Raw genomic sequence first — 18,935 nt, 5'->3', positions numbered from 1 at the left:
CGACCGGGACAATCGGGACGGCCGCGGAACGCGGAACGACCGGGACAATCGCGGCGGACGCCCGGCTCGCCGCGGAGAAGCCGGCGGCTGGGAAAGCGGCCGGAATACCCGGGCGAAGGCGAACGCCGCCCGCCCGGTTCCCGAGGCGCGCGACAACCGGCCGGCCCGCGCGTCCGTCACCGAGCTGACGGCGGAGCGTCCCGCGGAGCTGCTCGCCTTCCTGCTCGACGCCTTCGCCGGCAAAGGCCGGAACGCGGTAAAGTCGATCCTCGCCCGCGGACAAGTATCGGTGAACGGCGTCACCGTCACCCGCCACGACCATCCGCTGCTCCCCGGCCACCGGGTCGCGGTCAGCTGGACGAAGGTCGCCGACGAGTCCCGCTTCTTCGGCTTGTCCATCCTGCATGAGGACGACGACGTGATCGTCGTGAACAAGGAAGCCGGCCTGCTGTCGGTCGCGACCGACAAGGAGAAGGAGGTCACCGCGTACCGGCAGCTGATGGAGCACGTGCGCCGAACCGACCCGCGCAGCCGCATCTTCGTCGTGCACCGGCTGGACCGCGATACGTCCGGCGTCATGATGTTCGCCAAGAGCGAGCGGGTGCAGCAGCAGCTGCAAAACGATTGGCAGGACGCCGTGGAGGAGCGGACGTACGTCGCGCTCGTGGAAGGGCAAGTGCGCGACGCGGAAGGAACGATCCGGTCGTGGCTCAAGGAGAACAAGGCGATGCGCGTCTACTCCAGCCCGAAGCCGGACGACGGCCAGCTCGCCGTTACGCATTACAAGACGGTGAAGTCGTCCAAAGATTTCACCCTGCTCGAGGTCAGCCTGGAAACCGGCCGCAAAAACCAAATCCGCGTCCATATGCAGGACATCGGCCATCCCGTCGTCGGCGACAAGAAGTACGGCGCGCGGACGAACGCGATCGGACGGCTCGGCCTGCACGCCCGCGTGCTCTCGTTCCGCCACCCGACGAGCGGCAGGACGGTCCGCTTCGAAAGCAAGGTGCCGCCCGCGTTTTTGCGCGTGTTTAAGGAGTAGCGGCACGTTCAAGACGCATTCGCGCGAAACGCGCTCGACAAGAAACCCCGGAGGACGTTCCTCCGGGGTTTCGGACGTGGCGGGCCGGTTCCGATACGCGGCACGGCCGTCGCAGGCGGTTACCAGCCGTACTCGAACGGCCACTTCAGCTCGACGCCGGCTTTCGTCAGCACCGACTGGAACTGCTCCAGCTTATCCGGCGTATTCCGCACCTCGCGAGGCGAGAACCCGCGATCCAGGCAAAAGGCGGCCAGCGCCCCCGCCGCTTCCCCGATGTTCCATTCCACGGGGTGCAGCCGGTAGCAGCCGTTCGTAATGTGCGTCGTGCCGATGTTTTTGCATGCCGGCAGCAGGTTGTTCATCCGCACCGGGATGAGGCTGCCGAGCGGTATTTGGAACGGCAGGCTGGCGACGTCGATATACGTGCGCAGCCCCGTGCTCGGATGAAGGTCGATCCGGTAGCAGCCGACGCCGACCGAGTCGGCGTACGCCTCCGCGCCCTTCCCGGGGCGCAGCTCCGGGCTCAGGTGCTGCTCCACGATCGTAAGCTCCGCCCGGATGCGCCGCGCCTCGCGAATGTACGGGCTCTTCGCCAGCCCGTCCTCCGTGCCGACGAGATCGGCCCGCAGCCGCAAGCCGGGATACCCCGCTTTGCCGTCCGGACGGGGCGCCTCGGTCTGCATCCAGTAAAGCAGCGACAAGCTGAGCTGCCGGGCGCCTTCCAGATGCTTCGCCCGCTCCTCCGCGCTGACGTCGATGATCGGTCCGAGCCAGTAATCGTTTTGCGGCCAGTTGACGACCGTCACGTCGCTGTCGAACGTCCCTTCCGCGAAGTTCGATTTGTCGATGAGCCGGCGGTAATTCCACAGCGAGAACGATTTGCCGTCCGGGAAAAAGCTGTATTTCGCATGCTCCAGCGTATGCGGCACGAGCCCGCTCCAGCTGAGCTGCATATCCGGCCAAAAATCGGCCCGGTACGAGCGCCAGAAATCGTACTGCTCCGGCTTCGCGATCGTAAAGTTCTCCCCTTCGATATGATCGACCGCAAAACACCAGGTGAACGCCTGCATGTCCGTCGGATCCGCCTTGCCCGGCAGGGCGTGCGGCTCGCCCGTCTCGGCGACCGACTCCGAGCCGGTAACGTATTCCGCCCCGGCGAGCGGCAGCAAGTCCCCCTCCTCCGTGGCGTCGAGCACATACGGTCCCGTCAGCACCGCGACGTCCCCGGATTCCAGGCTGCGCACGCGGACGGACCGGACCGAATCGCCGGACGTCTCGGCGCTCTCCGCCCGATGCTTGAGCAGCAGGCGCAGCTTGCCGCTGTGCACGTAAGGCGCCAGCATCTCGTGCAGGACGGCCAGCGCCGCCCGCGGCTCGTGGGCGATCCGGCTGACGTTGGCGTTGCCGGGATTGAAATACAACTGGGCCCGCGCTTCCGGCGTCACCGGGAAGTTGCGCATATAGTAGTCGCGCACCCGGCTGCGGAAAGAACGGTACGAGGCGGTGCCGCCGAACCGCTCGATCCACGGGTGCTCGTCCGGCGGGACGGCTTGGCTCGTCAGCTGACCGCCGATCCAGTCCGTCTCCTCGGTCATGATGACCGTCCGTCCCATCCGGGCGGCGGCGAGAGCGGCGGCACAGCCGCCCATCCCCCCGCCGATGATGATGATGTCCGCATGAAGCTCGTTTATCGTCGCCATCGTCTTATCCATCCTTCCTTTCGTCGGCCTGCTCGCGGCCGAGAAGTCGTTCCGCCGCCGCTTCCTGCAAGGCCGGAGCCCGGTCGTACAGCAGCAGCGCGGGAACGTGCGGGACGTGCTCCATGTCATAGTGCGATCCGAAATGGACCAGCACGACCGGGACGTCCGGACGCGCTTCCGCCCGCTTGTCGAGCGCCCGCAGCGTCTCGGCGTCCATCCGCTTGTTGTGCGTAACCGACACGAGCAGCGGTTCGTCGGGCGCCACCCGCTCCAGCGCCGTCGGCAGCCCCTCGTAGCTTTCGAGCGTATGCTCCCGCTTCACGATTCCGGCGGAACGAACGAGCTCCGCGAACCGGTCGAGCTGCCTCTCGCCGATGAACGTCCAGCCGCCGTCGGCGGCCGCCGGCTTCCATTCGGCCAACGGCCGAAAGCCGTTGACGGGCGAGGCGGCGGCGCGGGCGAGGCGAAGCGCAATAGCCGCATGCTCCGGCCGGTCGAACGCTTCGGGGTCGTAGGGGAGCGGACGATACGTCTCCGGAAGCAGCCCGTATTTCGCCTTCATCCGCAGGATGCGGCCGACGGATGCGTCGAGACGCTCCATCGGGATTTCCCCGGAGCGGACCGCCCGCAGCACCGCCTCCGCCATCGGCCCCGCTTCCTCGATCGTACGGGCGTGCGCCAGCAAAATGTCCGCGCCGGCCTTCACCGCCATGACGCACGCTTCCGCCTGCGTAAATCGGGCCGTCACGCCCTTCATCGACAGCCCGTCGGTGACGATCAAGCCTTGGAAGCCGAGACGCTCCCGCAAAATCCCCGTCGTCATCGCATACGACAACGAGGCGGGCAGCAGAGACGGATCGAGCGACGGAACGGCGATATGGCCGACCATGACGGCGTCGACGCCGGCCTCGATCGCCCGGCGGAACGGCTCGAACCGGTCGAGCCGCTCCGCATCGAACGGAAGAACCGGCAGATCGAAATGCGAATCGACGCTCGTATCGCCGTGACCGGGGAAATGCTTCGCCGTCGCGATCATGCCGTGGTCCTGGTAGCCGCGAATGACCGCCGTCCCCATCTCCGACACCCGGTCGCGATCCTCCCCGAAGGAATGCGTCCCGATGACCGGATTGAGCGGATTGTTGTTAATGTCGACGACCGGGCTGTAGTTGAAATTGACGCCCATCGCCAACGATTCGATCGCCGTGACGCGTCCGGATTCGTAAGCGAGCGATACGTCTCCCGCCGCGCCGACCGCCTTGTTTTTCGGAAAATGGACGGCCCCTCCCCGCTTCAGCTTGCAGCCCGTCCCCGCCACGAAATCGGCGGAGACGAACAGCGGAATGCCGCTGCCCGATCGCAGCGAAACGTCCTGCATCGCCGACGTCAGCCGGTGCACCTGCTCCGGATCGCTCAAGCTGCCCATGTCGAGAAACATACCGCCCGCCTTCAGCTCGCCGATCATCGTCGCGGCGAATTCGGACATGGCCGTCCCGGTGTTGTAGAACGTGAACAGCTGCCCCACTTTCTCCTCCAGCGTCAGCCGGTTTAACGCGTTCGTCCAGTCGTTCATCGGGTCGTCTCCTTATTCGAATATCGATTCGTTCATGAGGCCGAGCAGCAGGCCGGCCGAGGCGATCGCGTTCGTCCAGCCGCTTTCCATGCAGTAGGGCCCCCAGCCGGTATCGCCGTTGTTGCCGTAATATTCCCCGCGCCGCAAATCGTACGCGCGCATCCATCCGCCGTTGAACCGGGGCTCCGCGCTGCGGATCCGGATCCGGCTCATATAGGCGGACAAGCCGCGGTACAGCTCCCCGAGCTCCTCCGAGCCCGTCGCCTTGTACGCTTCCCAGCTGTTCATCAGCAGGAAATTGTTCGTATACAGCTGGTCGGCGATGCCCTCGCCGTTATGGATATAGACGCCGGCATCTTCCTTGCCGAACCGTTCCGGGTCCGGATTGTCCGCCTCCTGGATGGCGCCCGAGGCGTCCCGCCACGTCATCAGGTAGCTTGCGATCCGTTCCATCCCCCGCGCGACTTCGCCCGTTGCGTCCCGCTTGGACAAGTAGCCGAGCGGCAGCAGCAGACGGGTTAAGCCCGACGTCCGGCTGTACATGAACCGCAGCTCGTCCTCGTGCCGCAGCAGATGAAGCGTTCCTTTCAGGGCGGCGTCGACATATTCGTTCCGTCCGGTGACCAGATACGCCTGGATGAAGGCGGCGTGGGCGATGCTCTCAAAATGCGGATTCAGGCTCGCTTCCAGTTCGAAAGCCGAGCCGCGCCCCGCTTCGCGCAGCCGGGATCCGAACAGGACGTTCGGCCGAAGCCCTTGCGCGTTCTGCGTCTCCAGCAGCGCCTCCGCCGTCATCAGACCGCGCTCGCGATATTGCTCCAGCCCGGTTTTGCGGTAAAGGTAAAGCAGAACGAAGCATACCCAAGCGTTGTCGTCGGTAAATATTTGTTCGGGCTTCCGTCCCGGGAAGTCGTACCACTTGAAAAATCCGCGCGTAGGCGACGACTCCTCCGTATCCTGAAACCCGTTGTCGAACAAATAGGCGAGCAGCCGCCGGGAGCGCGACTCCCACTCCTCCGATCCGGTATACCGGCCGTATAGATGGAAAAATAACGCGGCGTGCGCATGACAGTCCGGCCGGCGGTCCGCCGATACGGCCGCGGTGACGGAATGGATGTTTTCGTACACCCCGGCGGACCCGTCCGCTTCGGGCAGCATGCCCGAGCGCAAAAACCACGAGGCGTTGTCCCGCACCGCGCGGTCCGCGGATTCGTCCCCGCTCGTCGCGATCGGCTGCGCCCAAATCCGGAACGGGATGCCCGTTCTCGCGGCGAATGCGTCCAGCAGCGCACTCCAGCTTCCGTACGGACGCAGCGCCCATTTCCGGCGGCACGAGAACAACGAAAAGGCGGCATACGCGACGATCCCTTCCCCGAGCGTCCGGACGAACAACCCGGGATGGCTTCCCGGCGTATCGGACGGCGATGCATGCGTCTCGCGGTACGGGCCGAAGGTCAGCCAGCTTTCCGTCTCGATCGGGAAGCCGTACGCCATCGCCCCCTCCCATTCGAGCAGCCCGCCGCGCGGCAGCGCCTCCGATTCGGCCTCCATCCGCAGCTTCTCGAGCGTACGCCGCGTTCGCGGGAAATCCTGCTTCCAGCCGAACAGCCGCGACGACGGGAAGTCGTAGGCGTCGATCATCTCCGCATACAGCCGTCCTCCGGCTTCCGCGTAACGCCATAGCTTGTCCGCGGCGCCTTTCGGCAGTGGCGTCCCCTCGTCCAGCGAGCTCGAGCCGATGACGAGCACGGCCTCGTAGCCGGACAGCTCCACCCGGCTCTGCTCCACCCCTTCCTTCTCCTCCGCAAGCGTATCCAGCGGAAACCAATCGCACTCCGCCGACACGGTCACCTCCGTCGGCTCAACCGTAAACACGGCCACTTTCATCGTCTTGTTCCCCCTTGTCGTAACTGCGCGTCCTTCGCGCCCTACCGTACAGCTCTTGATACTCCGTCGGCGAAAGACCGGCTATTTTCTTGAACGATTTGCTGAACGAGTGGACGGATTGGTAGTGCAGCCGATCCGCGATGGCGGTAATGCTCGCTTCTCCCGCCTGCAGCAGCTCCATCGCCCGCATGATGCGCCTGCGGTTCCAGTACGTCTGCAGCGGCACGCCCATCTCCGAGCGAAATACGTGAGAGAGCCTCGAATAGCTGTAGCCGAGCGCCTCGGCGATTTCCCCCAGCTCGCGGATATCGGTCAGACGCCGGTCGATATAGCGGACCGCCTCGTAGACGAGATCCGTCTTGCCGGGCGGGCGTTCCTCCGTCTTCCGGCTTCCCGACATCGAGCGGCAGACGAGTCCGAGCATCCGGTACAGGCTGCTCTCCGTCATCGTGCGGGCGAACGGATCGCGGCGCTCCAGCTCCTCGAGCAGCTCCAGCGCCGACCGCGCGAGCGCGGCTCCCCCGTCGCGAATCGTCCTCGACCCCGAAAACGCTTCCGAATCGTTCAACACGACGAACGGATTGCCCCGCGCCTCCGACGAGAGCCGGAACGTCAGCGAGACGAGACGAGCCGGCTCTCCCGTGCCGGCGGCATGGAACGTCCACGCCTCTCCCGGCATCGTCAGCGCGCAGCGCCCGTCCGTCGTCCCGTCCTCGTCCGGCACGGCACCGACCGCGATCCGGCCTTCGCCGGACAAAAGAACGTGAAGGCCGAAGCGGCCGGGCGTCGGCGCGCCGTCCAGCCTGCGGGCGAAGCAGCAATCCCGAACTTGCTCCAGCGTGCACCATGCGAAGGCGAGCGGCCGCTCCAGCAGCCATTTGTCGAACATGCGAGTCGCCTCCGCGCCGAATGGGCGGACCGTGCTCATCCATCGACTCCTCCGTTCCGTATCTATCGTACTCCTTCCCATTGTGAAGCCGCCGGACGGGAAACAGAAGACTACGATCGTACGATTACGGGGAATTTCTTTCGATTTTTCTCCCCCGGAGCGAGGAAAGGAGCGGCTTCCCGGACCCGCGGCCGCAAAGCAAAGAGAGCCGGCATACGCTCCGGCTCTCCCCGCTTTACTTTTTCGACTTGGCGTACCAGTCGGACAGCGCCTGCAGCACCTCGGTGCCGCCCTGGCCGTTCCACTGCTTGACGAAGTTGTCGTATCCGTCCAGCTTCTCCGCGCCGGCGATCGCCTTGACGATGTAGTCGTTCTCCAGCTTGTTCAGCTTCTGCATGTTGTTGCCCACAACCGGCAGCGGCGGGGCGAGCAGCGTCGGGTCCTTGACCGAGATGGACGCCTGCTTTTGAATTTCCTCGAACGTGTTGTACAGCACGTTGTCCTTGCGCACGCGCAGCAGCCACAGCTCCTCGTACGCCTTGGCGTCGGTGCTCGTAATGAACCAGTCGGCGTTGCCGCGGCTCTCGTTGAACCTCGGCAATATCGGGAACATTTTGCCGTTCTCGGTTTTGTATTCGACGTTTTCCTCCCCGACGGCGAGCGCCTTGAACGTATCCGGCTGCACCTTCAGATCGAGGTATTTCATCGCATCCTCTTTATGCTTGGACGACTTCGGGATGGCGATATACCAGCTGACCCCGCCGCCCTGCAGCCAGTTGGACGCTTGGCCGTCCTTGCCCTTCAAGGAAGGGATGATGGCGATTTTCGAGTTCGGGAAGTTTTTCTCGAGCGCCGTCGTGACCGCCGGAGCGACGCCCCAGCCGTACGTAATGACGCCGGCCTTGCCCGAGGTGAACTTCTGCTGCACGGTCGCCGACTTGTTCACCGGCCATTCCTGGTCGAGCAGCCCTTCCGTGTACAGCTTGTTCATGAAAGCCAGATATTCCTTCATGCCCGGATCTTCCAGCCGGTGAATCAGCTTGCCGTTCCGGTCCTCGAAGCTCGTCACGATGCCGAACGCCCCGGAAATTTCCGGCACGATGCTCTCGAAGCCGCTGAACGGAATGATGCCCTTCTTCGCCTTGATCGCCTTCAGCAGCTCGTAAAATTCGTCGAGCGTCGTCGGCACCTTCATGCCGAGCTCGTCGAGCAAATCTTGGCGGACGGCCAGCGAGCTGCCGACGAACGCGCGAGGGTGCTTTTCCGGGATGCCGTAAATTTTACCGTCGACCTTGGCGTTCTCGAACGTTTCCGGATCGTTGACCGCAAGCAGCGTCTTCCCGTATTTGGCAAGCAGCTCGTCGAGCGGCTCCAAGGCGCCTTGGGCGGCCAGACGGTTATATTGCGAGCCCGACAGCTTCAAGATGTCGTACGGCTCCTTGTTGGCCATCAGCAGGTTGAGCTTGTCGTCGGTATTCTCGAGCGGAAGCGCCTCGTACTTGACCTTATAGCCCGTCTTGTCCTCGAGAAACTTGGCGACCGGGTCCTGATTCGGGTCGAAATTCCGGGCGAAGCCCAATTGGCGAAGCTCCGGCTTGGGCACATTCGCCTCCGTTCCGGTTTGACCGCCGCTCGCGCCCGTGGCGTCGTCCTTGCCCGCGCCGCATGCCGCAAGCACGGAGAACGCCAGCGCCAAGCTGGCGATGCCGGCAATTGCCTTCTTCATGTCGTCTCCCCCATACGCGTAATGTCGAATACGCTTTCACTATATCATGATGCCGGGAAACGGTATTTGTTCGCAGTCGCTCGGTTTGTTGTCCAAAACGGCTGGCGGCCGGCGAAGCTCGAGTCGCATCGCCGTCTCTTGTCCGAAACCGCAAGCCGGCCGTCAGCCCGCGGCGGCGGCGCGCCCGGGAAGCATGAGGCGCGATAGCCGGATCACGCCCGAAAGGGGGCCAGACTCACGAACGTTCGTCTCCGGCTTCTGCGCCCGAACGGGCGACGGCGGGAATCCGGATCGTCACTCGGGTTCCCCGTCCCGGCTCGCTCTCGTACGCGATCCCGTACCGGTCGCCGTAGTAGAGCCGGATCTTTTCCGCGACGTTGTGCACGCCGTAGCCGGTGCCCGGGTCTCGCCGGCGGATCCGTTCGAGCGTCTCCCGGTCCATGCCGACTCCGTCGTCCTCGACGACGAGCTCGATATCGCCCCCGTCCCTGCGGCCGGCGATCCGGATCGTCCCCCGCTTGTCCTCGCGCTCCTGAATGCCGTGCAAAATCGCGTTTTCGACGATCGGCTGCAGCATGATTTTGACCGTCGCGCACGTCTCGATCCCCGGTTCGATCTCGTACACTTGCCCGATCGAGTCGCCGAACCGTCTGTTCTGGATGTCCAAGTACGTCCGGACGTGCTCCAGCTCTTCCCCGAGCGTAATGATATCCCGCCCCCGGCTCAGGCTGAGCCGGAAAAATTTCGCCAGCCGGCCGACGACGTCGCTGATGTCCGGTGCGCGCTGCTTGAGCGCCATCCAATGGATCAGATCGAGCGTATTGTACAGAAAGTGGGGGTTGATCTGCGCCTGCAGCGCCCGCAGCTCGGCCGTCTTTTTGGACACCTCGACCTGGTATTTCTCCTGGATCAGCTTCTGCATCGTCTGGCTCATCCGGTACAAATGGTCGTGCAGCACGCCGACCTCGTCCCCGTCCCCGGCCGGCGGCCGGACGTCCCACCGCTCGTCCTCGATTTTGCGGATTTGGCGCAGCAGCATGACGATTCGCCGCGTAATCCCTTCGGATATCCAGAACGCCGTGCCGACCGCAAGCAGCAGGACGACGAGAAGCACCCCCAGCAAATCCCGGGCCAGCAGACGGCTCTGCTCGGCGATTTCCTTCTCCGGGATGACGGCGACAAGCCGCCAATTCGTCCCCTCGATCTTCCGGTGGATGACGATGGACGGGTTCCCGGATACGGTCGAATCGATCGTGCCGCCGGCGTCGTCCGTCAGACCGGCGAGCGTCCGCACGGAAGCGAGGCTGCGCCCGTACTGGGCCGCATCCGGGCCGGATATGATGTTGCCGGCGCCGTCCAGCAAGTACACCTGGCCGTTGCGGGTAATGCCCGTCTGCAAAATAATGTCGCGAATCGTCTCCTCCAGCAGGTCGACCGACACGACGCCCAGCAGGCGCCCTTCGAAGCCGCCCAGCTGCAGCGTCCGGACGCACGAGATCAGGTTGCGCGTTCCGCGGGCGTCCTTGAAATCGTACGCGTACGTAGGCCGGCAGTAGATGCCGTCCGGGTTGCTCATCATGTCGGCGAACCACGGCTCGCCCCGGATATCGGCCATATCGAAGAAGGTCATGTTCTCGCGGGCGTAGATGGCCGCATTGTTGACGTACAGCCGGATGCTGAATACGTCCCGGCTGTTCTGCGCGGTACGGACGATGCTTTGCAGCTCCCCGTAGTCGTCCAGCTGGTCGTTCAAGGCGTAGCCGGCCCCGCCCTTGCCCAAAATGCGGTTGAGCGACTCGTCCATAAACAGCATGCCGGACAAGTCTTTCGCGTTGTTCAGCTTGTAGGCGATGAATTGATTCGCCTGCTCGAAGGCGCTTTTCGTCGCCTGCACCACGTTGTGCTCGATCATCGACGACGTTTTATGATACGAGACGTACGAGATCGTCCCGACCGCGATCGACAGAAGCAGGCCGAACGACAGCAGCAGCTTGTATTTGATGCGCAAATTATGGAATCCGCGGCGTATTTTGGGAAACGCTTTCATATCGACTCCTGCAAAACGGATTCCCGGAATTCCGACGGATTCATGCCCGCCGCCTTGCGGAATACTTTGGCGAAATAATTGGCGTCCTGATAGCCGACCCTCTGCGCGACCTCGTACAGCTTCAGCTTCCGGTCCGCCAGCAGCCGCTTCGCCTTCTCGATGCGCAGCCTCGTGATGTAATCGTGGATGGAGACGCCCTGCTCCTTCTTGAACAAAATGCACAAATACGTCGGCGTCAAATAAACGTGCTCGGCGATCGCCGAGATCGATATCGTATGGGCGTACTCCTTATGGATGTACTGAAGCGCCTCGCGGATAACGGCCTTGTCCGACGACGGTCCGGAGCCGGCCGTCTCGCGGGCTTCGCGTATGGCGTTCATACGGCCGATCATGAAGCCGCGGATCGTGTACAGCTCGCCGGAGACGAATACCGACGCCCACAGCTCGTCCTTCTCGAATTCCCACATCGATTCCGGATACGCTTTGGCCAACGCGACGTACCAGCGGAACAGCTTCCGGCGCACTGCCCCGACGTCCGATTGCGGATACAGCAGCAGCTCGTTCACCGTCTCGTCCAGCAGCCCGGCCGCGGCGCCGATGTCCTGCTGACGCAGCGCCTCCTCGAACCGGATGAAGCTTCGCTTGTCGAACAGCCGCAGCTCGGCTCTCCCCGTCGTCTGCGGAAATTCGCGAAAGGCGAGCACCGTGTTCCAGCCCCGGTAAAACGTCAGCAGCAGCGCCCGCTCCGCCTGCTCGAAGGAGCCTCGGACCGCGGCGGGATGGTGGCGCTCCTCGCCGACTCCGACGGCGCAGCCGCCTCTCTCCTCCGCCTTCGCGCGGTCGGTCATCCGGTTGAGCCACAGCGACAGCTTCTCCTGCTCGCGCTTCGGGTGCGCCGCCAGCACCGCGACGCCGCGGCCGTCCAGCACCGCCGCGAGCATCGGCAGCTTCGCCTCCTCGGCCAGACGGTGCGCCGTCTCCCGCCAGTCCGGCCACATGCCCGGCTCGCGGGTCGTAAAGACGCAGCAGACGAAGCTGCCCTCGACCGGGAAGCCGCCGGGGAGCCGCTCCAGCTCCTCGCGTACGGCCGGCCAATCGGGATCGGCCGGCGAGGACAGGGCGAGCAGACGGCGGACGATGCCTTCCGTCCGTTCGGGCAAGCTGCGGCTCAGCTGCCGCACCAGCTCGAGCTCGTGCAGGCGCCTCTCCCGGTCCTGCCGGATCCGTTCGGCGATCCGGGCGAGCAGCTGCTCGAGCTCGCCGATCTGCACCGGTTTTTCGATATAGTCGACGGCGTTCAGCTTGATCGCCTTTTTCAAGTACGGCGTATCCGAATATCCGCTCATAAAGACGATTTGGCAGTCGGGATGCGCTTCCCTCAGCCGCGCGGCCATCTCCAGCCCGTCCAGCCGCGGCATCCGGACGTCGGTCAGGACGATGTCCGGCCGGCACCGCTCGAATGCGGCCAGCGCCTCGACGCCGTCGGCGGCTTCCGCCGCCACCTCGATGCCGAGCCGGTCCCAATCGACGAACTCCTTGAGCCCGCCGCGCGTCATTCCCTCGTCGTCCACCAGCAAGATCTTGATCATCGGGTCCACTCCTATACGGTCGGTTGGTTCTATTCTAGCAAAAAGAGCCCGCGCGAGGCACGTTTCCCGGCTGGAAAAACGTCCCTGGCGCAAGGCTTGGCGCGAGCGTCCCGGCGCCGGTCACCCTTTGACCGACCCGACGAGAACGCCTTTGACGAAATATTTTTGCAGAAACGGATACACGCACAAAATCGGCACCGTCGCCGTAATGACCGATGCGGCCTGCACCGCCTCCGGCGTCTGGTTCAAATCGCGGCTGACGTCGATTTCCCCGGACTGCTTCAGCACGTCGTCCGTCGCGGCGATCAGCTCCTTCAAGTACAGCTGGAGCGGCTTCAGCGCCGGGTCGGTCACGTACACCATCGCGCTGAAGTACCCGTTCCACAGCGTCACCGCGTAGAACAGGCCGACGGTGGCCAGCACCGGCATCGACAGCGGCAGGACGATGCCGAACAGCACCCGCACGTTCGAGGCGCCGTCCAGCTTGGCCGATTCCTCCAAGCTTTCCGGCAAGCCCTCGAAATAATTTTTGACGATGAGCATGTTGAAGACGCTGATCATACCGGTAATAAACAGCGACCACACGGTGTTGACGAGCCCCAGCTTCTGCATCAGCAGGTAAGTCGGGATCAAGCCGCCGTTGAACAGCATCGTGAAGATGAAGACGAGCAGCAGCGGCTTGCGGTACGCAAGCCCCGGCTTGGACAGCGGGTAGGCCGATACGACCGTCAGCAGCATGCTGCACAGCGTGCCGACGAGGGTGACGAACACCGTTATTTTGATCGAGTTGATGAACTGCTTGTTGCCGAGGACGAGCTCGTACGTGCCGGTCTGGAAGTCGATCGGATAGACCGTGACGAGCCCGGAGACGACGGCGGCTTCGCTGCTGAGCGACTTGGCGACGATGTTCAGAAACGGGAACAGCGTCGCTAAGCCCAGCAGCGTGAAAAACGCGTAATTGGCGACGGAGAACAGACGCTCGCCGAACGATTCGCGAATGCGGGCATGCGACCGGGCCATTACCAGATGCTCCTTCCCAGATACGTTTTGCAAAACCAATTGCCGGTCACGATCAGCGCGAAGGCGACGACCGACTCGAACAGGCCGACGGCGGTCGAGAAGCTGTAATCGGACGCGCCCAGACCGACGCGGTATACGTAAGAGCCGATGACGTCGGCGACGTTGTAGACGACCGGGTTGTACATGACGAGAACTTGCTCGGTCCCGGCCTCCAGCATGTTGCCCAGTCTCAGAATGAGCATCAGCACGATCGTCGAGGCGATGCCCGGTACGGTGACGTGCACGATTTGGCGGAACCGGTTCGCGCCGTCCATCCGGGCCGCTTCATACAGCTGCGGGTCGATCGAGGCGATCGCGGCCAAGTAGACGATCGTCCCCCAGCCGACCTCCTTCCACCCTTCGGTGCCGACCAGGACGGAGCGGAACACGTTCTCGTCGAGGAAAAACGCGATCGGCTCCCCGCCCATTCGCTCGATGACCGTATTGACGAGCCCTCCGTTGACGGACAGCAAATTGATGAACAGGCCGCTGACGATAACCCATGAGATGAAGTGGGGCAAATAGATGACGGACTGCACGATCCGCTTGAACGCCATCCGCCGCAGCTCGTTCAGCAGCACCGCGATGACGATCGGCAGCGGGAACAAAAAGACGAGCTTGTACACGCTGATCAAGATCGTGTTCGTCAAGACGTCGATAAATTGCTCGGTGTGCACGAGCCGTTCGAAATGCTTCAGGCCGACCCACGGACTGCCCGAGATGCCCCGGAATATGCTGAAATCCTGAAACGAGATGAGCAGGCCGTACATCGGGGTATATTTGAATACGAGCAAAAAAGCGAGCCCCGGCAGGAGCAGCGCGTACAAATCCCAGTCCTTCCGCATCTTTCTCCACGTTTCGCCTCCGCGAACGGTGCGGGCCGGTTTGCTCTTCGCCGCCGCCGGCTTGGATGCCATTTCCATGCAAGCGCCTTCCTTTCTCCGCCTCGTCGTTGCCGGGCGTTGTCTGTTTCCATTGTGCGCGGAAACGGTCGCGCGGGGTATACTGCATTCTTACGATTATCAAGAAAATATTAAGGGTTTGCGGCGCCTCCGGATTCGCTCAAGAAAAGAAGACCGCCGGGGCGCGTTCGCCCTGGCGGTCCGCTTACGGGTGTCCTGCTTCCGAAGCGCCGTTCCGGTCACTCCAGCACATCGCGAGCCAGCCGGCCGAGAAGCTCGGCGTGCTCGGCCGCGACGGACTTGCCGGTCTGGGCCGAAAGCTGCTGGAGGAACGCGTTCAGCTGCCCCCGCGCGGCATTCGCCCTGCCTTCCGCGGACGAGCGGGCGGCCTGCTCCAGCTTGACGGCCAGCGCGTCGGCCACCCCTTCCTGCGTCACGAAACCGCGCAGAAGGCGCAGGAGGCCGGGAAGATCCGCGTACACGGTGAACTCGGCCGTCCCCGTACCGACGTTGCCGGCGCGGTCGACCGCTTCGGCCGTAAGCGACTGATGGCCGATGTACCGGTAGGCCGGCCCTTCCAGCGACGTACAGGTGCTCGAGGCGACGCCCGACAGCTCGTCGACGGCGGAGCACGCAATCGCGATCCGTTCGTCCAGCGCGTACGTGCCGGCATTGCCCGAGTAGACGACGAGCGGCGCCGTCGTATCGACGATCGTCCGGGCTTGCGCGTCCTCCGGCCGGCTCGGCGGCCGTTCTTCGCGGCCGGCGGCGTCGACCGCGCGGACGGCGAACAAGTAAGCTCCGTCCGCCGGCGCCGTAAAGGAGACGGGCGAGGACGTACGGACGTCCCCGAACGCGCTCCATCCGACGCCGCCGTCCGTGCTGTAGTAAAGCTTCACGCCGCCCAATCCTTCCGGCGGACCGCCGCTCCAGCTCACGTCGAACGTTCGCTTATTGCCGAATTCGGCCAACGGCAGCGCCTCGGCCGAGACGACATACACGTCGAACGAGACGTCGGCGGTCCGCTCCCCGTCGCCGACCGTCAGCGTGACGGTCGCGCGTCCCGTCGCTCCGGGCGCCGGCGTCACCCGAACGGTTCGGGCGGCGCCTTCGCCGGAAAGCGCGATGCCGGACACCGGCACGACGGCCGGATTCGACGAGGCGGCCGCGATCGTCAATCGGTCCGGCGTCTCCTTGTCGCCGACCGTGAACGCGATCGGGTCGGTCGGCGTGTCCTTCACCGTATACTGCGCGGCGATCGGCGTTATGGTCGGGGCCGTGTTGACCGGCTGCTCGATCCGCTTGTACAGCCGGATATCGTCGTAATAAGCGGTCGCGACCCATGCCGTGGAGCAGAGCAGGATGATGCGGGCATACGCCGCTTGGGCCGGCGCTTTGCCGTACACCGTCGAATCGAGCCACCGGCCCCGAGGCGTCTCGATCGTCGTCGACTGCGTCCTCTCGGCGGGCAGCTCTTTGTGCTGCGCGTCATAATAGCGCAGCCAGAACACCGTCCGGCTGCTCGAGAACGACGGCGGCGGATTGCCGAGAAAGACGCCGGCATGCGCCTCGTAGGTCGCGCCCGGCTCGACCGGAATATAGGCCGAGGCGATGCCGGCCGAGTTCGACGTGCTGCGGTCGACCACCTTGAAGCTTCTCGAGCCGGATCGCGCCTGCTCCTCCGATACGCCGAGCGAAGCGACGTCTTCCTTATAGCTGTAGATCGTCCAGTCCGCGGCGGTGCCGTCCGGGCCGATCTGCTCGAAGCCGGCGTTCGGCACGTTCACCTGCACCTTCGTCGGATCTTCCGGCCCTTCGGCGCGAACCGTCAGCCGAACCGACGCCGTCCGGCCGTTGTACGTCGCCGTAACGATCGCCTCGCCCGGCTTCATCCCCCTTGCGGATGCGCCGTCCAGCGCGACGACGTCCGCGGGAGACGCGGCGAAGGACGCCTTCGTTCCGACCGGTACCGTCACCGGGCCGTAGACCGCCGTCGCGGTCAAGGGGGCCGTCTCGCCGACGAGCAAGGTCGTCTTGCCCGCCGCCAGCGTCAGTCCGTCGAATGCATGAACGGTTACGGCCGGGACGGGGATCGTCACGCCCTCCTGCCCGCCCTGCGGGTCGGCGACGAGCGCGTACCTATGCGCGCCGACGGCGGGGCTCGGAAGGACGACCGTTACCGGCACCGGCCCTTGGCCGACGAACCGGGCGACCGTCTCCTCCCCTTCCGTCACGCGTACGGCAAGCCCTTCCTTCGCCCGAACCGTCAACGTTACGTCGGAGCCTTCCGGAACGTTCGCGGGCGCTTTCGGGGAGAGCAGCGTCACGGCTTCGTCCGACGGACCGGACAGGAGCGGAAGCTTGGCGAACCGGGTGCCGTACGCCACGTAGACGTTGTCGTGAAGATCAAGCGCGAACAGCGTGGAACCGACGTTAAACGCTCGATGCTCCAGCGTGTACGGGTCGACGATCGTAAGCCGTCCGCCCAAATTGGCGTACAAGTATCCGTTTTGTCCCCATGCGAGTTGGGCCGGGCGCCATCTTCCGTAGTTCGTCAAGTCGGGATAGACGTTCTTTTGCTTTCTCAGCTCGTACGTATCCGGGTCGAAGGCGAACAGGACGCCGTTCGCCGCCCCCCAGACGAGGCCGTCCGGGCCGATGGTCAAGCCGCCGATCAACGGGACGGCGCCGCCGAGGCCGTCGGCCTGCGGCTCCCATTCGCGAAGCTTCGTCTTCGTCGCCATGTCCCAGACGAACAGCTTCGCCTTGGACGCGGCCGGTTCGCCGCCGAGCCCGCCGTGAATCGAGGTGGAGCCGTAGACGAGCCCGTTCCGGTACGCCAATCCGGTAATGCTTTGGCCGGCGACGATATTCCGGAACACCTCGTAAACCGGCCGCCCGCTTTGCGCCGAAGCCGCCGGATCGTAGACGGTCAAGGCGCCGCCGGACGTCGAGTATCCCGGAATCGTGCCGATCAGCAGCTTGCCCGCCGCTTCGCGGAGCACGAACGGCCGATCCTGCTCCTCGCCGATCTCGAACAGCTTGGCCGGCCCCGACGTCTCGGGCAGCGGCTCCTTCGTATTCCAGCCGAATATTTCGGCCTTCGGGTAGACGCCGTAATAGAGCGTGTCGCCGACCGAACCGATCCCTTCCGCCTGGCCGAGCGCGAACGTCCGAAACGTATCCGACGCCGGATCGTATTGCGCCGCCTTCGTCCCCATGTAGCTGCTCATGTACAGCTTGCCGTCGGGCCCCCGCTCCAGCGCCTGGATGTTGTTCGCCTGCCCTTCCACGAGCGTCCGCATCGCGAAGCTTTTGCCGTTCGGCGGGTCGTACAGCACGACTTTGCCGTCGTAGGAGATCGTCACCATCGACGTCCCCGGGAAATCCGGTACGTTCGCCACGTTCATCCAGGCGCTGCTGCGGATCGAGCCGTCGAACGGCATGACCGGGCGCTCCTCGAGCGTCGACGTATCGATTTCCCACATGAATTTGTCTTTTTTGCTCGTATACACTTTGCCGTTATGCTCGGGCGTCACCGCCAGCAAGCCGCGCACGTTCTCGATCGTCTTGTCTCGCCACTGCCGGCGGTCGAGGTCGTATACGTGCATCGTGAACGGACCGTTGAAAAAAGCGAACAGCTGGCTGCCGACGACCGTCATGCCGTACACCGCGCCCATTCGGTCGTAGCGTCCGCCGTACGCGGGGTCGCTCGGCGAGCCCGGCAGCTCGATGCGCTCCGCCGTACGGGCCGTCGGGTCGATCCTCCAGACGCGGCCGTTCGTCGAGCCCGTTCCGGCATAGACGTACCCATTGTAATACGCAAGGGACCGGACGTAATCCTCCGGCTTTCCGTCGTCCCCCGGCGCGGTGCCGTCGTCGACTTTGCCGCCGAGTACATCGGTCGCGGCCAGCGTCTTCGCGTCGATGCGGAAAACCCGGCCGCCGACCGATGCGGAGTAAATGCCGCCGTACACGTTGCCGTTCTCGTCGGCGGCGAGCGCCCAGATCGACTCCGTCCCCGGCAGCGGCACGCCGAGGTTCGTCACCGTCTTCGTCACCGGCGAATAGACGAACATGTTCTTCGAAGCCCCGATAAAGACGCGGCCGTCCGGGGTGCGCACATGCGCCCATGCGCTGGAGGTCCCTTCCAGCGGATAAGATCCCAGCAGCTGCCCGCGATCGATATCGATCACGTTGAACACCGCCCACTGCTCCGACGAAGCGCTGCCGGAAACGGTCGTGTAGACGACGTTCGCTCCGTCCTCCTGTCCGTAAGCCGCATCGATCGTCTGCGGCGTCTGGATCGGGGAGCCGAGATCGATCGGCTCCCCGTATTCGGGAAACGCGCCGGATACGGCCTGAACGGCCGCCCCGGACGCACGTTCGGCGGAAGCGCGGGGCGTGCCGCCTCCCCCCAGCATTCCTTGGCTCGCAAGCATGACGGCCAGTACGCCGCCCAGCATGGATCGCAATCGCATCATTCATGCCTCCTTCATTCATTGTTGAATTCTTGTTTGAAAG

General features: G+C 64.3%; 11 protein-coding genes. 1 reads left to right on the top strand and 10 read right to left on the bottom strand.

Annotation, left to right across the window (positions count from 1 at the left end; genetic code table 11):
• Positions 1-184: 184 nt before the first annotated feature.
• Complete coding sequence (locus DLM86_RS24555) at positions 185-1,042, top strand: RluA family pseudouridine synthase (protein WP_110842784.1); 858 nt, start codon at positions 185-187, stop codon at positions 1,040-1,042.
• 119 nt (positions 1,043-1,161) lie between these two features.
• On the opposite strand, the gene DLM86_RS24550 is transcribed toward DLM86_RS24555, so the two are convergent.
• From DLM86_RS24550 to DLM86_RS24505, 10 genes are all read right to left on the bottom strand, one after another.
• Positions 1,162-2,742, bottom strand: coding sequence for an FAD-dependent oxidoreductase (locus DLM86_RS24550; protein ID WP_110842783.1), 1,581 nt, complete (start codon positions 2,740-2,742; stop codon positions 1,162-1,164).
• 4 nt (positions 2,743-2,746) lie between these two features.
• Positions 2,747-4,312, bottom strand: coding sequence for a glycoside hydrolase family 3 protein (locus DLM86_RS24545; protein WP_110842707.1), 1,566 nt, complete (start codon positions 4,310-4,312; stop codon positions 2,747-2,749).
• 12 nt (positions 4,313-4,324) lie between these two features.
• Positions 4,325-6,199 carry a hypothetical protein gene (locus DLM86_RS24540; RefSeq protein ID WP_110842706.1) on the bottom strand — a complete coding sequence of 625 codons (1,875 nt, stop codon included), beginning with the start codon at positions 6,197-6,199 and terminating at the stop codon, positions 4,325-4,327.
• Positions 6,174-7,127: a helix-turn-helix domain-containing protein gene (locus tag DLM86_RS24535; protein WP_158289649.1), complete on the bottom strand. Its 954-nt coding sequence runs from the start codon at positions 7,125-7,127 to the stop codon at positions 6,174-6,176. The genes DLM86_RS24540 and DLM86_RS24535 overlap by 26 nt, the downstream gene beginning before the upstream one ends.
• Positions 7,128-7,323: 196 nt before the next feature.
• Positions 7,324-8,814 carry an extracellular solute-binding protein gene (locus DLM86_RS24530; RefSeq protein ID WP_110842704.1) on the bottom strand — a complete coding sequence of 497 codons (1,491 nt, stop codon included), beginning with the start codon at positions 8,812-8,814 and terminating at the stop codon, positions 7,324-7,326.
• A 235-nt stretch (positions 8,815-9,049) separates the two neighbouring features.
• The gene (locus tag DLM86_RS24525) at positions 9,050-10,861 is read right to left on the bottom strand and encodes a cache domain-containing sensor histidine kinase (protein ID WP_110842703.1); all 1,812 of its coding nucleotides are present in this window, start codon (positions 10,859-10,861) and stop codon (positions 9,050-9,052) included.
• Positions 10,858-12,450, bottom strand: a complete 1,593-nt coding sequence (locus DLM86_RS24520) for a response regulator (RefSeq protein WP_110842702.1) — start codon at positions 12,448-12,450, stop codon at positions 10,858-10,860. Before DLM86_RS24520 ends, DLM86_RS24525 begins: the two co-directional genes overlap by 4 nt.
• A 120-nt stretch (positions 12,451-12,570) precedes the next feature.
• Entirely contained in the window at positions 12,571-13,470 is a 900-nt protein-coding gene (locus DLM86_RS24515; protein ID WP_110842701.1) for a carbohydrate ABC transporter permease, read from the bottom strand.
• Positions 13,470-14,432, bottom strand: coding sequence for an ABC transporter permease (locus DLM86_RS24510; protein WP_110842700.1), 963 nt, complete (start codon positions 14,430-14,432; stop codon positions 13,470-13,472). Before DLM86_RS24510 ends, DLM86_RS24515 begins: the two co-directional genes overlap by 1 nt.
• A gap of 218 nt (positions 14,433-14,650) precedes the next feature.
• Positions 14,651-18,895, bottom strand: a complete 4,245-nt coding sequence (locus tag DLM86_RS24505; protein ID WP_158289648.1) for an Ig-like domain-containing protein — start codon at positions 18,893-18,895, stop codon at positions 14,651-14,653.
• Positions 18,896-18,935 lie beyond the last annotated feature (40 nt).

Source organism: Paenibacillus flagellatus (assembly GCF_003217775.1).
GTDB classification, from domain to species: Bacteria; Bacillota; Bacilli; order Paenibacillales; family NBRC-103111; genus Paenibacillus_AB; species Paenibacillus_AB flagellatus.
This window is presented reverse-complemented; position numbering and strand designations above follow the sequence as displayed.